The 14,490-nt window shown below is 67.2% G+C and carries 15 protein-coding genes; 3 read left to right on the forward strand and 12 right to left on the reverse strand.

The features are described from left to right. Window positions 1-13: 13 nt before the first annotated feature. The 6 genes from ASE14_RS11735 to ASE14_RS11760 form a co-directional block, all read right to left on the reverse strand. The gene (locus tag ASE14_RS11735; RefSeq protein ID WP_056654736.1) at window positions 14-385 is read right to left on the reverse strand and encodes a hypothetical protein; all 372 of its coding nucleotides are present in this window, start codon (window positions 383-385) and stop codon (window positions 14-16) included. A gap of 316 nt (window positions 386-701) precedes the next feature. Then, a complete protein-coding gene (locus tag ASE14_RS11740; protein WP_056654737.1) occupies window positions 702-1,937 on the reverse strand; it encodes an RNA polymerase sigma factor in 1,236 nt (411 codons plus the stop codon). After that, a complete protein-coding gene (locus tag ASE14_RS11745; RefSeq protein WP_056654738.1) occupies window positions 1,934-2,257 on the reverse strand; it encodes a YciI family protein in 324 nt (107 codons plus the stop codon). The genes ASE14_RS11740 and ASE14_RS11745 overlap by 4 nt, the downstream gene beginning before the upstream one ends. A gap of 62 nt (window positions 2,258-2,319) precedes the next feature. Next, window positions 2,320-2,679 (reverse strand): MmcQ/YjbR family DNA-binding protein, encoded by a 360-nt coding sequence (locus tag ASE14_RS11750; RefSeq protein ID WP_056654739.1) that lies wholly within the window; start codon window positions 2,677-2,679, stop codon window positions 2,320-2,322. Window positions 2,680-2,754: 75 nt separating this feature from the next. Next, window positions 2,755-3,366, reverse strand: coding sequence for a dihydrofolate reductase family protein (locus ASE14_RS11755; protein ID WP_056654740.1), 612 nt, complete (start codon window positions 3,364-3,366; stop codon window positions 2,755-2,757). A 362-nt stretch (window positions 3,367-3,728) separates the two neighbouring features. After that, window positions 3,729-4,184: a MarR family winged helix-turn-helix transcriptional regulator gene (locus ASE14_RS11760; protein ID WP_056654741.1), complete on the reverse strand. Its 456-nt coding sequence runs from the start codon at window positions 4,182-4,184 to the stop codon at window positions 3,729-3,731. A gap of 84 nt (window positions 4,185-4,268) precedes the next feature. On the opposite strand from ASE14_RS11760, the gene ASE14_RS11765 reads away from it, so the two are divergent. After that, entirely contained in the window at window positions 4,269-4,685 is a 417-nt protein-coding gene (locus ASE14_RS11765; RefSeq protein WP_056654742.1) for an organic hydroperoxide resistance protein, read from the forward strand. Between the two features lie 337 nt (window positions 4,686-5,022). On the opposite strand, the gene dnaB is transcribed toward ASE14_RS11765, so the two are convergent. The 6 genes from dnaB to ASE14_RS11795 form a co-directional block, all read right to left on the reverse strand. Then, on the reverse strand, window positions 5,023-6,396 hold the full coding sequence (dnaB, locus tag ASE14_RS11770) for a replicative DNA helicase (RefSeq protein ID WP_056007924.1): 1,374 nt from the start codon (window positions 6,394-6,396) through the stop codon (window positions 5,023-5,025). A gap of 465 nt (window positions 6,397-6,861) precedes the next feature. Continuing rightward, window positions 6,862-7,314 carry a 50S ribosomal protein L9 gene (gene rplI, locus ASE14_RS11775; RefSeq protein ID WP_056654743.1) on the reverse strand — a complete coding sequence of 151 codons (453 nt, stop codon included), beginning with the start codon at window positions 7,312-7,314 and terminating at the stop codon, window positions 6,862-6,864. Window positions 7,315-7,325: 11 nt separating this feature from the next. Continuing rightward, a complete protein-coding gene (rpsR, locus tag ASE14_RS11780) occupies window positions 7,326-7,586 on the reverse strand; it encodes a 30S ribosomal protein S18 (protein WP_022892391.1) in 261 nt (86 codons plus the stop codon). A gap of 89 nt (window positions 7,587-7,675) precedes the next feature. Beyond that, complete coding sequence (locus ASE14_RS11785; RefSeq protein ID WP_056007138.1) at window positions 7,676-8,200, reverse strand: single-stranded DNA-binding protein; 525 nt, start codon at window positions 8,198-8,200, stop codon at window positions 7,676-7,678. A gap of 5 nt (window positions 8,201-8,205) precedes the next feature. Further along, window positions 8,206-8,637: a 30S ribosomal protein S6 gene (gene rpsF / locus ASE14_RS11790; RefSeq protein WP_056654744.1), complete on the reverse strand. Its 432-nt coding sequence runs from the start codon at window positions 8,635-8,637 to the stop codon at window positions 8,206-8,208. Window positions 8,638-8,818: 181 nt separating this feature from the next. Further along, window positions 8,819-10,261 carry a CCA tRNA nucleotidyltransferase gene (locus ASE14_RS11795; protein ID WP_056654745.1) on the reverse strand — a complete coding sequence of 481 codons (1,443 nt, stop codon included), beginning with the start codon at window positions 10,259-10,261 and terminating at the stop codon, window positions 8,819-8,821. A 106-nt stretch (window positions 10,262-10,367) separates the two neighbouring features. Between ASE14_RS11795 and ASE14_RS11800 the strand changes: the two genes are divergently transcribed. Together ASE14_RS11800 and murJ are read left to right on the forward strand one after the other, a co-directional pair. Then, window positions 10,368-12,737, forward strand: a complete 2,370-nt coding sequence (locus tag ASE14_RS11800) for a DUF6049 family protein (RefSeq protein WP_157372949.1) — start codon at window positions 10,368-10,370, stop codon at window positions 12,735-12,737. Further along, a complete protein-coding gene (murJ, locus tag ASE14_RS11805; protein WP_056654747.1) occupies window positions 12,730-14,352 on the forward strand; it encodes a murein biosynthesis integral membrane protein MurJ in 1,623 nt (540 codons plus the stop codon). The genes ASE14_RS11800 and murJ overlap by 8 nt, the downstream gene beginning before the upstream one ends. Window positions 14,353-14,490: the final 138 nt, after the last annotated feature.

The raw sequence follows: 14,490 nt of genomic DNA on the forward strand, positions 1-14,490 counted from the left end.
GCCACGGGGTCGGTCAGCGCCTGCCGGCATACCGGGCCGCGCCGACGATGACGGCCAGCGCTGCACCGAGCGCGGTCACCAACGGCACAGCGACCACGGCGAGGGCGACCGTGTTGGGGCGGAACCTCAGTCCGTCGGGGCCGCCGATATACGCCCCGATCGGCACGGAGTAGCCAACGCCACCGCCACCGCTTCCCTCACCCCGTCCGGCCGGGGTCTTCTCCGATGCAGGCATGTCGCCGGAGCCCTCGCCCCCGCCGAAGCCGAAGGCGACGAGGGCCACGGGCACGAATTCTTGCCCGTCCACCGTGGTCTTCTCGCCGTATGCCACCTTCGCGCCCCACGCGGGCACCGATTCCGCCAGGTTCTCGATGAGCTTCGCCATAGCTCGACGGTACGCGCGATGTCCACGCGCGGCTAGACCCGAAGAAGTTCCTCCACGCGGCTGCCCCTCGCAATGCCCGAGAGTCGCCGGCGTGCGTCGGCGTGCGTCGGCGTGCGTCGGCGTGCGTGTAGGTTCCGCGCGGAGATGTCACCCTGGCGCCGAATCCACAGTATTTGTCCAAGCCCTGAGCGAGCGGGATTCCGCGGAAGATGGCAAATTCCTACAGATGGCCGACATCGGCGAGTAGGTCGCCGCGCCCCGCAAGGGAATCCTGACCGGACGACAAGTCGACGGGTGCCGGCCGGATCCGTCTGCATTACTGCAGCTGGTCGCGGCGGCGTGTCAGGTGAGCGGTCTCGGCGGTATTGCCCGCCAGATCGATGGCTTTGTCATACGCGGCGCGGGCGTCTTGGCTTCGGCCCAGCCGGCGCAGCAGGTCAGCGCGGGTGGCGTGGAAGGCGTGATAGCCGTTCAATCGCTTTTCGAGCCGATCGACGGTCGCAAGGGCCACTTCCGGGCCGTCGAGCTCGGCGACCGCGATGGCCCTGTTGAGGGCGATGATCGGTGATGGGTCGACGTTGACGAGCTGATCGTAGAGGGCGAGGACCTGTGACCAGTCGGTGTCGCGGATGTCGCGGGCGGAGGTGTGCACGGCGCCGATCGCTGCGAGGATCTGGTAGCGGCCGGGAACCTCACCGGCAGCGGCGGCGGCCAGGCGCTCGCGCACGAGCCGATGACCCTCGGCGATGAGCATCGGGTCCCAGGCCCCACGGTCCTGCTCGTCGAGCGGAATCAGTTCGCCGGTCACCGAGATTCGGGCGGTGCGGCGGGCATCCGTGAGGAGCATCAACGCCAGCAACCCAGCCACCTCGCCATCCTCCGGCATGAGGTCACGGGCCAGGCGAGTGAGCCGGATCGCCTCGACCGTCAGATCGGCACGTACCGGGCCGGCGCTGTGACCGGTCGCCAGGTAGCCCTCGTTGAAGACCAGGAAGAGCACCGCGAGGACTCCGGAGACACGGCCGGGGAGATCCGCCGCAGACGGCATCCGGTATGGGATGCGAGCCGCCTTGATCTTGGCTTTGGCACGGGTTATTCGCTGTCCCATCGTGCTCTCGGGGACAAGGAAGGCGCGGGCGATCTCGGGCACGGTCAGACCACCGATCATCCGCAGTGTCAGCGCCACCCGGTTCTCCATCGATAATGACGGATGACAGCAGGTGAAGATCAACCGGAGCCGGTCGTCATCGATGGCACCGATCGACTCTGTCGGGGCGTTGTCGAAGACCATCTGAGCCTCCTCGTGCTTGCCGTCGCGTTGGTTCTCGCGCCGCATTCGATCGATGCCCTTACGGTTCGCGGTGGTGGTGAGCCAGGCGCCTGGATTGGGTGGCACACCGTCGCCCGGCCACCGGGCGACGGCGGTCGCGAACGCTTCGGCCGCAGCCTCCTCGGCGAGGTCGAGGTTGCCGAAGCGTCTGGTCAGGCCGGCGACCACCCGGGCCCACTCGTCACGGTAGGCCCGGGTGATCGCGTCTTCGACGTCGCTCACTGGAACGGTCGCACCTCGATCTTCCGATCGCAGATCTTCGACGCCTCGGCGGCGAGGGCGAGCGCAACATCCAGATCGGGCGCCTCCCACACCCAGACACCGGCGAGATACTCCTTCGACTCCACGAAGGGTCCGTCGCTGAACACCGGCTGCTCGCCCCGGTTGTCGATGACCGTGGCCGCGTCAGTGTCCGCGAGTCCACCCGCGAACACCCAATAGCCATCGGCGATCAGACGCTCGTTGAACTCGCTGATCGCCGGCCGCTTGTCCAAGCTGCCGGGATTGCTCTGGTCATCGATCACGGAAATGAGGTACTGCATCTGAAGATCCTCTCCTTCGGTTTCATGTCAGCGTCGAGCGCCGATCAGGTCGCTCGTCGGTATCACTGCGGGCCCGCGGGATGCGCGAGATCGTAGGCGCGGGAGACCTTCGCCGGAACGACCATGCGCCAGGCATCGACGACGAGCTCGCGGGCCTCGGCCGCCTCCAAGACCGTGAGATCGGCGTGGACCCAGTTGAAACGCAGATCTGAGTCCGAGGGCATCTGGAACTTGCGCGGATTCCCCGCGACGAGCGCTGCCCGCTCCTCCTTCGGGAAGGCGAACCCCATCACGCTCTCGTCGAGGGAGAACGCGACGTAGACCATGTGACCGACGCGGAACTTCAATCGCCCGCGCACGTAGGCATGGTAGGAGCGCTCCAGCTCTGCGCCCAGCGCTCGAACGTCGTCGATGACCGCCATGTCTACAGCCTCTCGGGTATTTTCGATGCGGAGCGATCCGCGATCGGCAATCGGAACGTTGTGCGGTCAAGTCGATCAGAAGGTTGCGTAATTGGGGCGGCCAGCGGGCCGATAGGTCTGAATCATCACTCCCTTCAAATCGGAACGCGAGTCGACCAGGTTCATCGCGATATCTCGACCGGAATCTGCGAAAAGCCGGGCACCCTGCCCCAGCACCACGGGGACGACGATGAGTTCCATTTCGTCGACGAGGTCCTTCTCCAGCAGCCACTGAATGAGACGACTGCTTCCGTGTACCTGCAGTTCGCCGTCCCCGAGCGCTTTCAGTTCCGTGACGGCGGCGAAGAGGTCGTCTCCGAGGACTGCCGTGTTTGCCCATTCCGGTTCCGTCAGCGTTCTGGATGCCACGTACTTCGGCCTCGAATTCAGGGCCACTCCAATCGGGTGCCGTTTCAGGTCCTCGATGGTGCCCCAGAATTCGTGGAGGATGTCGTATGTTCGGCGGCCGAAGAGGAACGCGTCGGCGCGCTGGAACGTCGCGGCAATGTGGTCGCGGGTCGTGTCGTCACCCGCTCCCCTCGCCCATCCGCCGCGTTCGAATCCCCCCTCGAGGTCTTCAACAGTTGGGCCGCCGTTACCCTGAGTCACTCCGTCAAGAGTGAGCTGCGTGATCGTCGTAAGTTTCATTGGTTTGGTTCTCCATGACTTCGGCACCCACGTTGGGGGCCATTCATGAAGTCAACGAACGACTTCGCGCGAATCCGACACCACTCGAAAAACCTGTTCAGACAAGAAGCCTCACCGCGGGCACTTCGGATCCCGGCATTGACGACCTCACCAGCGCGCTGGACGTGGAATGGCACCCGGGCCCGGCTGTTGTCGAACGAGAACGAGCTGCATTCGCTGCCCGGTACGCACTGCGCGGTACACGCCCGCGCTTCGTGACGTCGGGCCTCTACCCCGCGTCCACGTGGTGGAACGTTCGTCCGGCACTCGAACGGACTGGGAACAGCTCGGCCGCCCGCTCTCCTCGAGCGACGACAACCTCATCATCCTCGCGCTCCGCGCCCAAACTCCGCGGCGTGTTCATCAAGGGCGGCGACGAGCTTGCGCATCTCTTCATGCAGATGCTCGGCATCGCGATCGCTGTAGTGGAACGTGCTGAAGACCTTTGCCACGAGATCCTTCCCCCGTTCCTCAAGCTTGCGGCCTCGTGTGGTCAAGCGCACCAGCACGGATCGCTCATCGGTGGTACTGCGCTCGCGCGTCACGAAACCGGCCGCCTCGAGCCGCTTGAGCAGCGGTGACAGCGTGCCGGAGTCGAAGCGCAGCGCGGCGCCGAGTTCTTTGACCGTCTGTGGATCGCGGTCCCACAACACGAGCATGGTCATGTACTGCGGGTAGGTGAGCCCCAACTCGCGCAGCGCGGGCCGGTAAGCATTGTCGAGCTCTCGTGCAGCCACATGGACCGCAAAGCAGGCTAGATCGTCGGGCAAGACTCCCATGGGAGCATCCTACGTCAATTTGACGGCACACATTTTAGTTGTGTACAACTAAGTTGCTGCCAATATAGCTTGAGGAGCTTTCCCATGAACGCGATGTACACCGCCGTGGCCACGTCTTCGGGACGGGACAGCCGTGCCGTCACATCGGACGGCCGTCTCGACGTCATCCTCGCCATGCCGAAGGAGATGGGCGGTACTGGTGAGGGGACGAATCCAGAACAGCTGTTCGCTGCGGGGTACGCAGCCTGCTTCTCGACGTCGCTCGGGATAGTGGCGAAGCGCATGGCGATCGACGCCGGCGACGTCGCAGTCACAGCGGAAGTGAGTCTGGTTCCGAGGGCAAGTGGCTCGGGCTTCGCGCTTGCAACTGTCCTTCGGGTCGAGTTGCCCGAGCACATCGCAGATGAGACTGCTCGAGCGTTGGTCGACGCAACGCATCAGGTCTGCCCCTATTCGAACGCGACCCAGGGCAACATGCCCGTCGAGATCGTGATCGAATGACTCAGCCCCCAAAGGGACCGCAAGCCGGTCGAGCAGCGGGCGTGAGTCGACCGCCCGAGTGAACACGATGCGCTTGGCGAACGAGGTGCCCGTTTACCCTGCCCGGTGAGGACGCCCGCAGGGGTGCGCCTACTGCAACGTCACGGCCGGCTCATCTTGGGATTCCACGGAAGATGGCAGAAATGCCATCGGCATGCCAACTGACGTGGAAAATGCCATCTTCGCCTGGAACCTACAGTCTGCACCTGCAACTCCGCCACGTAGATTGTCCGAGAGGTCGAATCGGACAATCTAAGCGGCGGCAAGACAATCTAGACAGTCGACCGACAGGACGCCGCTACCCCTGCACCATGTCCGCGAAGCGCGAGAAGTGGCCGTGGAACGCCACGGTGATCGTGCGGGTGGGGCCGTTACGGTGCTTGGCCACGATGAGGTCCGCCTCGCCGGCACGCGGGCTGTCGCGCTCGTAGGCGCTCTCGCGGTGCAGGAGGATCACCATGTCGGCGTCCTGCTCGATCGAGCCCGACTCGCGGAGGTCGCTGATGGCGGGCATCTTGTCGGCGCGCTGCTCTGGGCCACGGTTCAGCTGCGACAGTGCGATGACAGGCACCTGCAGCTCCTTCGCGAGCAGTTTCAGCGCACGCGAGAACTCCGAGACCTCCTGCTGGCGGCTCTCGACGCGCTTGCCGCTCGTCATGAGCTGGAGGTAGTCGATGACGACCATCTTCAGCCCGACCTTCTGCTTGAGGCGGCGGCACTTCGCGCGGATCTCGACGAGCGTCATGTTGGGGGAGTCGTCGATGTAGAGCGGTGCGTCGTTGATGCGGCCGCGGGTCGCCGCGATCGTCGTCCAGTCGCGCGAGTCGACGGTGCCCTTTCGCATCATCTGCAGCGGCACGGATGCCTCGGCGCTGAGCAGACGCATCGCGATCTCGCTCTTGCCCATCTCGAGTGAGAAGAAGACCGACGGCTGGCCGTTCGTGATCGACGCGGCCCGCGCGAAGTCGAGCGCGAGCGTCGACTTTCCCATGGCGGGTCGCGCCGCGACGATGATCATCTGGCCGGGGTGGAACCCGTTGGTCAGGTCGTCGAGGTCGGCGAAGCCGGTGGGAACGCCGGTGAACTTGCCGTCGGTGTGCTTGGCCGCCTCGATCTCGTCGATGGCGACGGTCACTGCTTCGGAGAGCGGCACGTAGTCTTCGGTCTCGACCGAGCCGGTCACGGCGTAGATCTCGGCCTGGGCGTTGTTGACGAGGTCGGTGACCTCGCCCTCGCCCTGGTAGCCCATCTGCACGATGCGCGTGCCGGCCTCGACGAGGCGGCGGAGCATCGCGCGCTCGGCGACGATCGAGGAGTAGAAGCCGGCGTTCGCCGCGGTCGGCACGATGCTCGTGAGCGTGTGCAGGTATTCCACGCCGCCGGCGCGCTGGAGGTCGCCGGTCTTCGTCAACTCGTCGGTGACGGCGATGACGTCGGTGGGCTCGCCGTGCGAGTAGAGGGTGAGGATCGCGTTGAAGACGACCTCGTGCTTCGGCACGTAGAAGTCGACGCCGCGCACGGTCTCGATGACGTCGGCGACCGCGTCCTTCGAGAGCATCATGCCGCCGAGCGCGCTCTGCTCGGCGAGGAGGTCGTGGGGAGGAACGCGTTCGCCCCGTCGGGCGTCACCGTCGTCGACCGGTTCAGCGAGCCCGATGTGCGCGATCGACAACTTCATGACCTCCGGTTCGGCTCGGACGGGCGAGCGACCCGCGCCCACCACCCAGTGTCTCGGAGGCCGCCGACATGGCTGGCCGACCGGGATTTCACATGGGTGGGAATGGACGCTGCTTCACGATAGGGAAGCCGGTGTGCACAACACAACCCGGCCTGTGGATAACTCTGGGGACAATCTGGGCGAAACGCCGTGGAATGTGTGCACTTCGCCTGTGGATAACTGTGGAAACTCGGTGAATTACACGGGCTGAATTTCAACTTGACCAGCGATTTCATCTATACACACCTGTGGGGGAAAACTTCTTTTGAAGTGCACTCCACATGTGGGTCGACCTGTGTACAACGGTCACAGCGAACACTGATCCCGACTTGCGCGAACCCCCGCCGCGGGTGTACGCGAAGACGCGAAAACGGCGGCCGGGCCGAAGCCCGAACCGCCGCTCTCGTCGTGCGTCGCGAGTTACTTCGCGGCGACCACCTGCAGGGTGATCGTCGCCGAGAGCTCGTCGTGCAGACGAACCGTCGCCTCGTGCTCGCCGACCGCCTTGATGGGGGCCGTGATCTCGATCTTGCGCTTGTCGAGGTCGCCGAGGCCGGCGGTCGCAACCGCAGCCGCGACATCCGCGGTCTTGACGGAGCCGAAGAGGCGTCCGCCCTGACCGGCCTTGACGGCCAGCCGGACCTTGGTCGACTCGAGCTTGGCCTTGACGGCCTGCGCGTCTTCGAGCGAGTGCAGGGCGCGAGCGGCGCGAGCCGCCTTGATCTGCTCGACCTGCTTCTCGCCACCGCGCGACCACGCCACAGCGAAGCCCTGGGGGACGAGGTAGTTGCGAGCGTAACCGCTCTTGACCTCGACGACGTCGCCGGCCGTGCCGAGGCCGGTGACCTCGTGGGTGAGAATTACCTTAGCCATTGTCGTGCTCCTTAGCGGCCGGAGCCCGAGTAGGGCAGGAGGGCCATCTCGCGTGCGTTCTTGACGGCACGGGCGATCAGGCGCTGCTCCTGCACGGAGACACCGGTGATTCGGCGGGCGCGGATCTTTCCACGCTCGGAGATGAACTTGCGGAGGGTCGCGACGTCCTTGTAGTCGATGACACCGACCTTGATGGACTTCGCCGGGGCGGCGTTCTTCGCGCCCTTCCCGCGGGTCGGCTTGCGGCGATCGCCGCTCGACTTTCCAGCCATTGTCTTTCCTGTCTATTGAAAACGATTCGAGCGAGCGGATGCCTGGGGCATCCGTTCACCGGCCGCTGCGCTACTGAAAGCGCCTGGGCCTAGAAGGGGGTCTCGTCGCCGTAGCTCGTGCCGGGGGTGTTCCAGACGTCGCCACCGCCGCCGCCCTGAGGGGCTGCTGCGGGAGCGCTGGGTGCCCACGGCTCATCGGCACCGGCGCCGCCCCCGAAGGAGCTGTTGCCGCCGCCGACACCACGGTTGGACTGTGCGCGCGTCACGGACGCGGTGGCGTAGCGCAGGCTCGGGCCGATTTCATCGACCTCGAGCTCGATGGTGGTGCGCTTCTCGCCTTCCTTCGTCTCGTAGGAACGCTGCTTGAGACGCCCGGAAGCGATGACCCGGGATCCCTTGGTGAGTGAACCGGCCACGTGCTCGGCGAATTCACGCCAGACGCTCGCGCGCAGGAACAGCGCTTCGCCGTCCTTCCACTCGTTCGCCTGACGGTCGAACGTACGAGGAGTGGAAGCGATGGTGAAGTTGGCAACCGCGAGGCCGTTCTGCGTGTAACGCAGCTCGGGATCTGCAGTGAGGTTGCCCACCACGGTGATGATGGTCTCGCCGGCCATGAGGACTAGTCGTCCTTCTTGGCCGAGGCGGGAGCTGCGGCGACCGCGGCAGCGGGGGCGGCGGCCTTCGCGCCGGCCTTCGCCTGAGCGGCGGCCTTCTTCGCGGCCTTCGCCTCCTGGGCCTTCGCGTGAGCGGCGACCTGAGCGATCGCCTCTTCGGCGCGGAGGACCTTGGTGCGCATGACGGCCTCGCTGAGGTTCAGCTGGCGGTCGAGCTCATCGGTGGTCTTGGACTCGGCGGTGAAGTCGACGACGGCGTAGATGCCCTCGTTCTTCTTGTTGATCTCGTACGCCAGACGACGACGTCCCCAGATGTCGACCTTGTCGACGGTGCCGCCATCATTACGGATGACGTTGAGGAACTTGTCAAGGCTGGGAGCAACGGTGCGCTCATCGATCTCGGGATCGAGGATAACCATCAGCTCGTATTGGTGCATGACTAACCCACCTCCTTCGGACTCAAACGGCTACAGGATCTCTGCAGCAGGAGGGTTGTGCATACGTCACAAGTGGAGGCCGCACATTCGCGGCACACGGGCAACCTAGACAGCATAGCGGATGCCCCGCACCCGCGCCATTCGCCGGGCTCGCGTCCGGGTCAGGGGGTCAGCGGCAGGGTCAGGCGTCGGCCGAGGCGCCGCGGGCGGCCCACCAGGAGAGCAGGCGCTCGGTCGCGGCATCCGGGCCGATGGGGCCCTCGTCGAGGCGCACCTCGAGCAGGTACCGGTAGGCCTCGCCGACGACGGGGCCCGGCGTGATGTCGAGCAGGCGCATGATGTCGGCGCCGTCGAGCTCGGGCCGCACGGCGGCGAGCTCCTCCTCCTCGGCGAGCACGGCGATGCGCTCCTCGAGGTCGTCGTAGGCGAAGGCGAGCTGGTCGGCCTTCCGGCGATTGCGGGTGGTGACGTCGGCGCGGGCGAGGATGTGGAGCCGCTCGAGCTGGTCGCCGGCATCGCGCACGTAGCGGCGCACGGCCGAGTCGCTCCACGCGCCGTCCGTGTACCCGAAGAACCGCAGGTGCAGCTCGATGAGCCGGGAGACCGCGGCGATCGTGTCGTTGTCGAAGCGCAGTGCGCGCAGTCGCTTGCGGGCGAGCTTGGCGCCGACCACGTCGTGGTGGTGGAAGCTGACCGCGCCGCCGCTCTCGAAGCGCCGGGTCGCGGGCTTGCCGATGTCGTGGAGCAGTGCGGCGAGCCGCACGATGAGGTCGGGGGAGTCGAGCACGCCGCGCTCGATCTCGTACTCGATGGCCTGGTCGAGCACGGTCAGGCTGTGCTCGTAGACGTCCTTGTGACGGTGATGCTCGTCGCGTTCGAGCGAGAGCGCCGGCAGTTCGGGCAGCACCCGGGCCGCGAGGCCCGACTCGACGAGCAGGCGGATGCCTCCGCGCGGCGTCCTCGTCAGCAGCAGCTTGCTCAGCTCGTCGCGCACGCGCTCGGCCGAGATGCGGTCGATCTCGGGAGCGAGGTCGGTCATCGCCTGAGCGGTCGCCGGCTCGACGGCGAAGCCGAGCTGGGCCGAGAAGCGCGCGCCGCGCAGCATCCGCAGCGGGTCGTCGCCGAACGACTGCTCAGGGGCCGCCGGGGTGCGCAGCACCTGCGCCACGAGGTCCTCGACGCCGCCCGACGGGTCGACGAGCTCGAGCTTCGGCAGGCGCAGCGCGAGGGCGTTGACCGTGAAGTCGCGCCGGGTGAGGTCGTCCTCGAGGCTCGTGCCGAACACGACCTCGGGCTTGCGGGATGCTCCGTCGTAGGCGTCGGCGCGGTACGTCGTGATCTCGACGGTCTCGCCGGCGATCTTCGCGCCGATCGTGCCGAATGCGCGGCCGATGTCCCAGTGCGCCTCGGCGATGGGTTTCACGATCGCGAGGATCTGGTCGGGCGTGGCGTCCGTCGTGAAGTCGAGGTCGTTCACGGGCCGACCGAGGAAGGCGTCTCGAACCGGGCCGCCGACGAGGGCGAGCTCGTGGCCGGCCCCCTCGAACGCCGACGCCAGTCGCGAAACCGTCGGCGAAGCCGCCAGCTCGCCCAGCCGGTCGAGGGCCGTCGCGACACTCTGCATGCCCCTATGTTAAGCGTCCGGCGAGGGATGCCTCGGTCCGCTCGGATCCCGCAGCGCCACCGGATGCCGAGCGAACACGCGGGCGCCACGCCGTAGAATCGCCAGCATGGTGCCCGAGTCGAACCCTGCGCGCCGCCGGTGCTCACGGGTCGAATCGACGAACGGCGCCCGGCGGCCGAGGCGCGGTCTCACGATGGCCGGCGCAGCGGTTGCGGCGTTCGCGGTGCTGACATCGGCTCCGCTCGCCGCGAACGCGACCGTCTCCGCCGCGGCCGAGCCAACCGCGCAGACCGTCGCAAGCACGGTCGACGGCGTCGCCCTCCGGGTGGCACCCACGGCCGCCACGACCATCGCCCCCGAGGCGCCCGTCACGCTCGAGGTCGAGGTCGTCAACGCGACCACCGAACCCATCCCGGCCGGCACGCTCCGCCTCGTGCGCTCCGACGACACCATCGACGACCCGGCCGAGATCGACACGTGGCTCACGCAGGCCTCCGGGCCCGACGGCGCCGACGCGATCGACGGCACGATCGTCGCAGAGATCGACTCGGCGACGCTCGCTCCCGGGGCGGTCGACGTCGTGTCGGTCACCCTGCCGCCCGAGACCGTCGACGACATCGACGATTCACCGGTGCTCGGCTTCGGTGCGGAGCTGCTCGTCGACGGCGCGCTCGTCGCGACGAGCGCGGAGGTGTTCGCCAACTCCGCCCTGCCGGTCGCGAGCCCGACCGCCCTGGCGATCACCTACCCCTTGACCGTTCCCGCCTCCTCGACCGGCCGGCTCAGCGCCGATGACCTGGCCACGTGGACCTCGCCCTTCGGACTGCTCTCCCGCCAGCTCGACGCGGTGGCGGGGCGATCGGTGACGGTCGCCATCGATCCCCGGATCATCGCGTCGATCCGCGCACTCGGGAGTTCGGCGCCGGCGACCGCGGTGGCGTGGCTCGAACGGCTCGCCGGCATCCCGAACGAGATATTCCCTCTCGCGTATGCAGACGCGGATGTCGCTGCGCAGGCGCAGCTGGGAATCCCCGCCCTGCTCGCACCGACCGGCTTCTCCGACGTGCTCGATGCCGCGAACTTCGCCGCCCCGACCGAAGGCGACGACACCGCGACCGAAGGCGACGACGCCGGAGGGGACGGCGGCGCGACGGCGAGTCCCACGCCGACTCCCACCGCACCCGCCCCGGACGCGCTGCCGACCACCGAAGAACTGCTCGCGTGGCCGTACACGCGCACCGACATCGCGTGGCCGGCCGACGACACGATCGCGACCGGAGATCTCGCCTACCTCGGCGCTGCAGGCCTGACGACCTCGATCCTCAGCCCCGGCAACGTGGCCCCCGGCTCGCAGTGGGCCAACGCCGCCTCGACGGTCGACGGCGCGAGCGCGGTCGTGGCCGACTCGCGGCTCACCGCGCCGCTCCGCGAGGCGACCAGCGCCCTCAGCGATACCGAGTGGCGTGCCGCGGTCGGGCAACTGAGCGCCGAGCTCGCCCTCATCGACGCGGCCGATGTGCGACCGACCGCGCTGCTCGCGACCATCGCGCGTGGCACAGGTACGCAGTCGGAACGGCTCGAGGCCACGCTCGACGAGCTCGCCGCGAACCCATGGGCCACGTCGGCCTCGTTCACCGATGTCGTCGGGGCGCCGCCGGTCAGCCGCACGCTCATCGACGAGCCCGAGACCCAGCAGCGCATCGCCAACGTCGAACGCATCATCCGGACTGGAGAGAACATCACCGCGTTCGCGACCGTGCTCGAGGACCCGACGATCCTCTCCGACCCGACGCGACGCGACGCGCTCGCCCTGCTCGATGTCGCCTGGATCGCCGACCGCACCGCGTGGGACGCAGCCGTCGGCGAATGGCTCGTCGCGCAGCGCCGCACGCTCGGCGCCGTCTCGGTCGTTCCCAGCAGCCCCATCAACGTCGTCTCGTCGGAGACCGGTGTGCCGACGACGATCCTCAACGCGCTGCCCTACCCCGTCACGGTCGTCGTTGACGTCGCTCCCTCGAACGGTCGCCTGATCGTCGAAGACCAGGCGACGGTGACGATCGCGCCCGAATCGCGAACCACCACGACGGTGCCGGTCGCCGCGGGCATCGGCAGCGGTTCGGTCACCCTCACCGTCTCGCTCACCTCGGTCGACGGCGTGCCGATCGGCAGCCCCGTCTCCATCCCCGCGAACGTGCAGGCCGACTGGGAGGGCCTCGGCGCCGCCATCATCGGGATCATCGTCGTCGTGTTCTTCGGCGTCGGGGTCTGGCGCAACATCCGTCGCCTCCGCCGGAAGCGCGCCGAAGCCGCGGCGAACGGCGAAGCCGTCGAACCTGCCGCCGCCGCCGAAGTTGAGAGTGGGGCCGAGACGGATGCCGCGACCTCGACCGGGCCCGATGTCGTCGACGCCGATCCGGCCATTGAGGAGCAGTCAGCTGAAACCGACGAACCCCGCGCCGAGCGCCGCGATGACTGAGGATCGCATCGGCCGCGCGAGCGCATTCCTCGCCTCGGGAACGATCGTCTCCCGCATCCTCGGATTCGTGAAGACGATCGTGCTCACGGCGACGATCGGTATGGTCGGTTCCGGGGCCAACGCCTTCGCCATCGCGACGCAGTTGCCGAATTCGATCTACGCGATCGTCGGCGGCGGCGTGCTCTCCGCGGTGCTCGTCCCCCAGATCGCCCGAGCGAGCCGGTCGGCCGACGGCGGCGAGAGGTACATCAACAAGCTCGTCACCGTTGCGCTCGTCATGCTCGCAGCGGTGGCGCTCATCGCCACGTTCGCCGCCCCCCTGCTGACACTGCTGTACGGGCCCAAGCTCGACGACGAGACCCGACAGCTGGCAACGCTCTTCGCATTCTGGTCGCTCCCGCAGATCTTCTTCTACGGGCTCTACTCCGTGCTCGGCGAGGTGCTGAACGCGCGGCGCTCGTTCGGCCCGTTCACCTGGGTGCCGGTGCTGAACAACCTCGTCGGCATCGCCGGCATGCTCGTCTTCGCGTTCATCTTCGGCGCCGACCCGAACGGCACGCGATCACCGTCCGAGTGGACGGCCGGGATGATCGCGCTCCTCGCAGGCGCGACGACTCTCGGCGTCGCCCTGCAATCGCTCACGCTCTTCTGGTTCTGGAAGCGCATCGGGCTGCGGTTCCGACCCGACTTCGGCTGGCGCGGGGTCGGACTCGGCGCCGCAGGCAAGATCGCCGGTTGGACGTTCGGCATGCTGCTGCTGACGACCTTCGCCGGCATCGTGGAGACCGGGATCAGTGGTGGTGCCGCCGACACCAGCGATCCATCCGTCGCCGCGCTCAACAACGCCTGGCTGATCTTCATGCTGCCGCACTCGGTGATCACCGTCTCGATCGCGACCGCCTACTTCACACGAATGAGCGAGCACGCTGCCGCGGCCGACGTCGATCGGGTTCGGGCGGATTTCTCGAGCGCGCTTCGCGGCATCGGTTCGATCATCGTCATCGCGACCGCGGTCATCATGGTGGTCGCCTACCCGTTCGGCGCGGTCTACGGTCTCGGTGACCTCGCGGACATCACCGCATTCGGCAACATCGTCATCGCGTACCTGATCGGCCTGATCGGCTTCTCCGCACTGTTCGTCGTGCAACGGACGTTCTACTCGCTGAACGACACGAGAACCCCCTTCTTCTTCACCATGTTCCAGGTCGTGCTGTTCACCGTCGGCGCCCTGTACGCGGGCACGCTTCCGACCTCGCAGGTCGCCGTCGCGATCGCCCTGACCACTACCATCGCGGGAACGGCACAGCTGATCCTCGCCGCACTGCTCCTGCAGCGGAAGCTGGGAGGCATCGACCTGCGACACGTGCTCGCCTCCTACCTGCGGTTCATCGCCGCGGCGATCGTCCCGGCCGCCGCCGGCGTCGGCCTCCTCGTGCTCCTCGGCGGCACCACCGAAGGCGGTTTCGCCCTCGAGACCCGTGTCGGCGCGATCATCTCGATGATCGTGATCGGCGGAGTGATGGCGGTCCTCTACTTCGCCACCCTCTGGTTCGCCCGTGTGCCGGAGTTCCGAGGCTTCGCGGAGGCCGTCATCATGAAGCTCCGCCGCCGCTGAGTCGTCCGCGCCATCCGCGTCGTCGCGGCATCCGTCACACCCTGTCGGGCGAAGCTCGGGCGGAATACTCGCCGCTTAGACTGTGTTGAGCATCTCGTGGCATCCGATTCGTTGAATGCTGCGAATCACCAGCAACGA

This window comes from Agromyces sp. Root81, assembly GCF_001429165.1.
Classification (GTDB): domain Bacteria; phylum Actinomycetota; class Actinomycetes; order Actinomycetales; family Microbacteriaceae; genus Agromyces.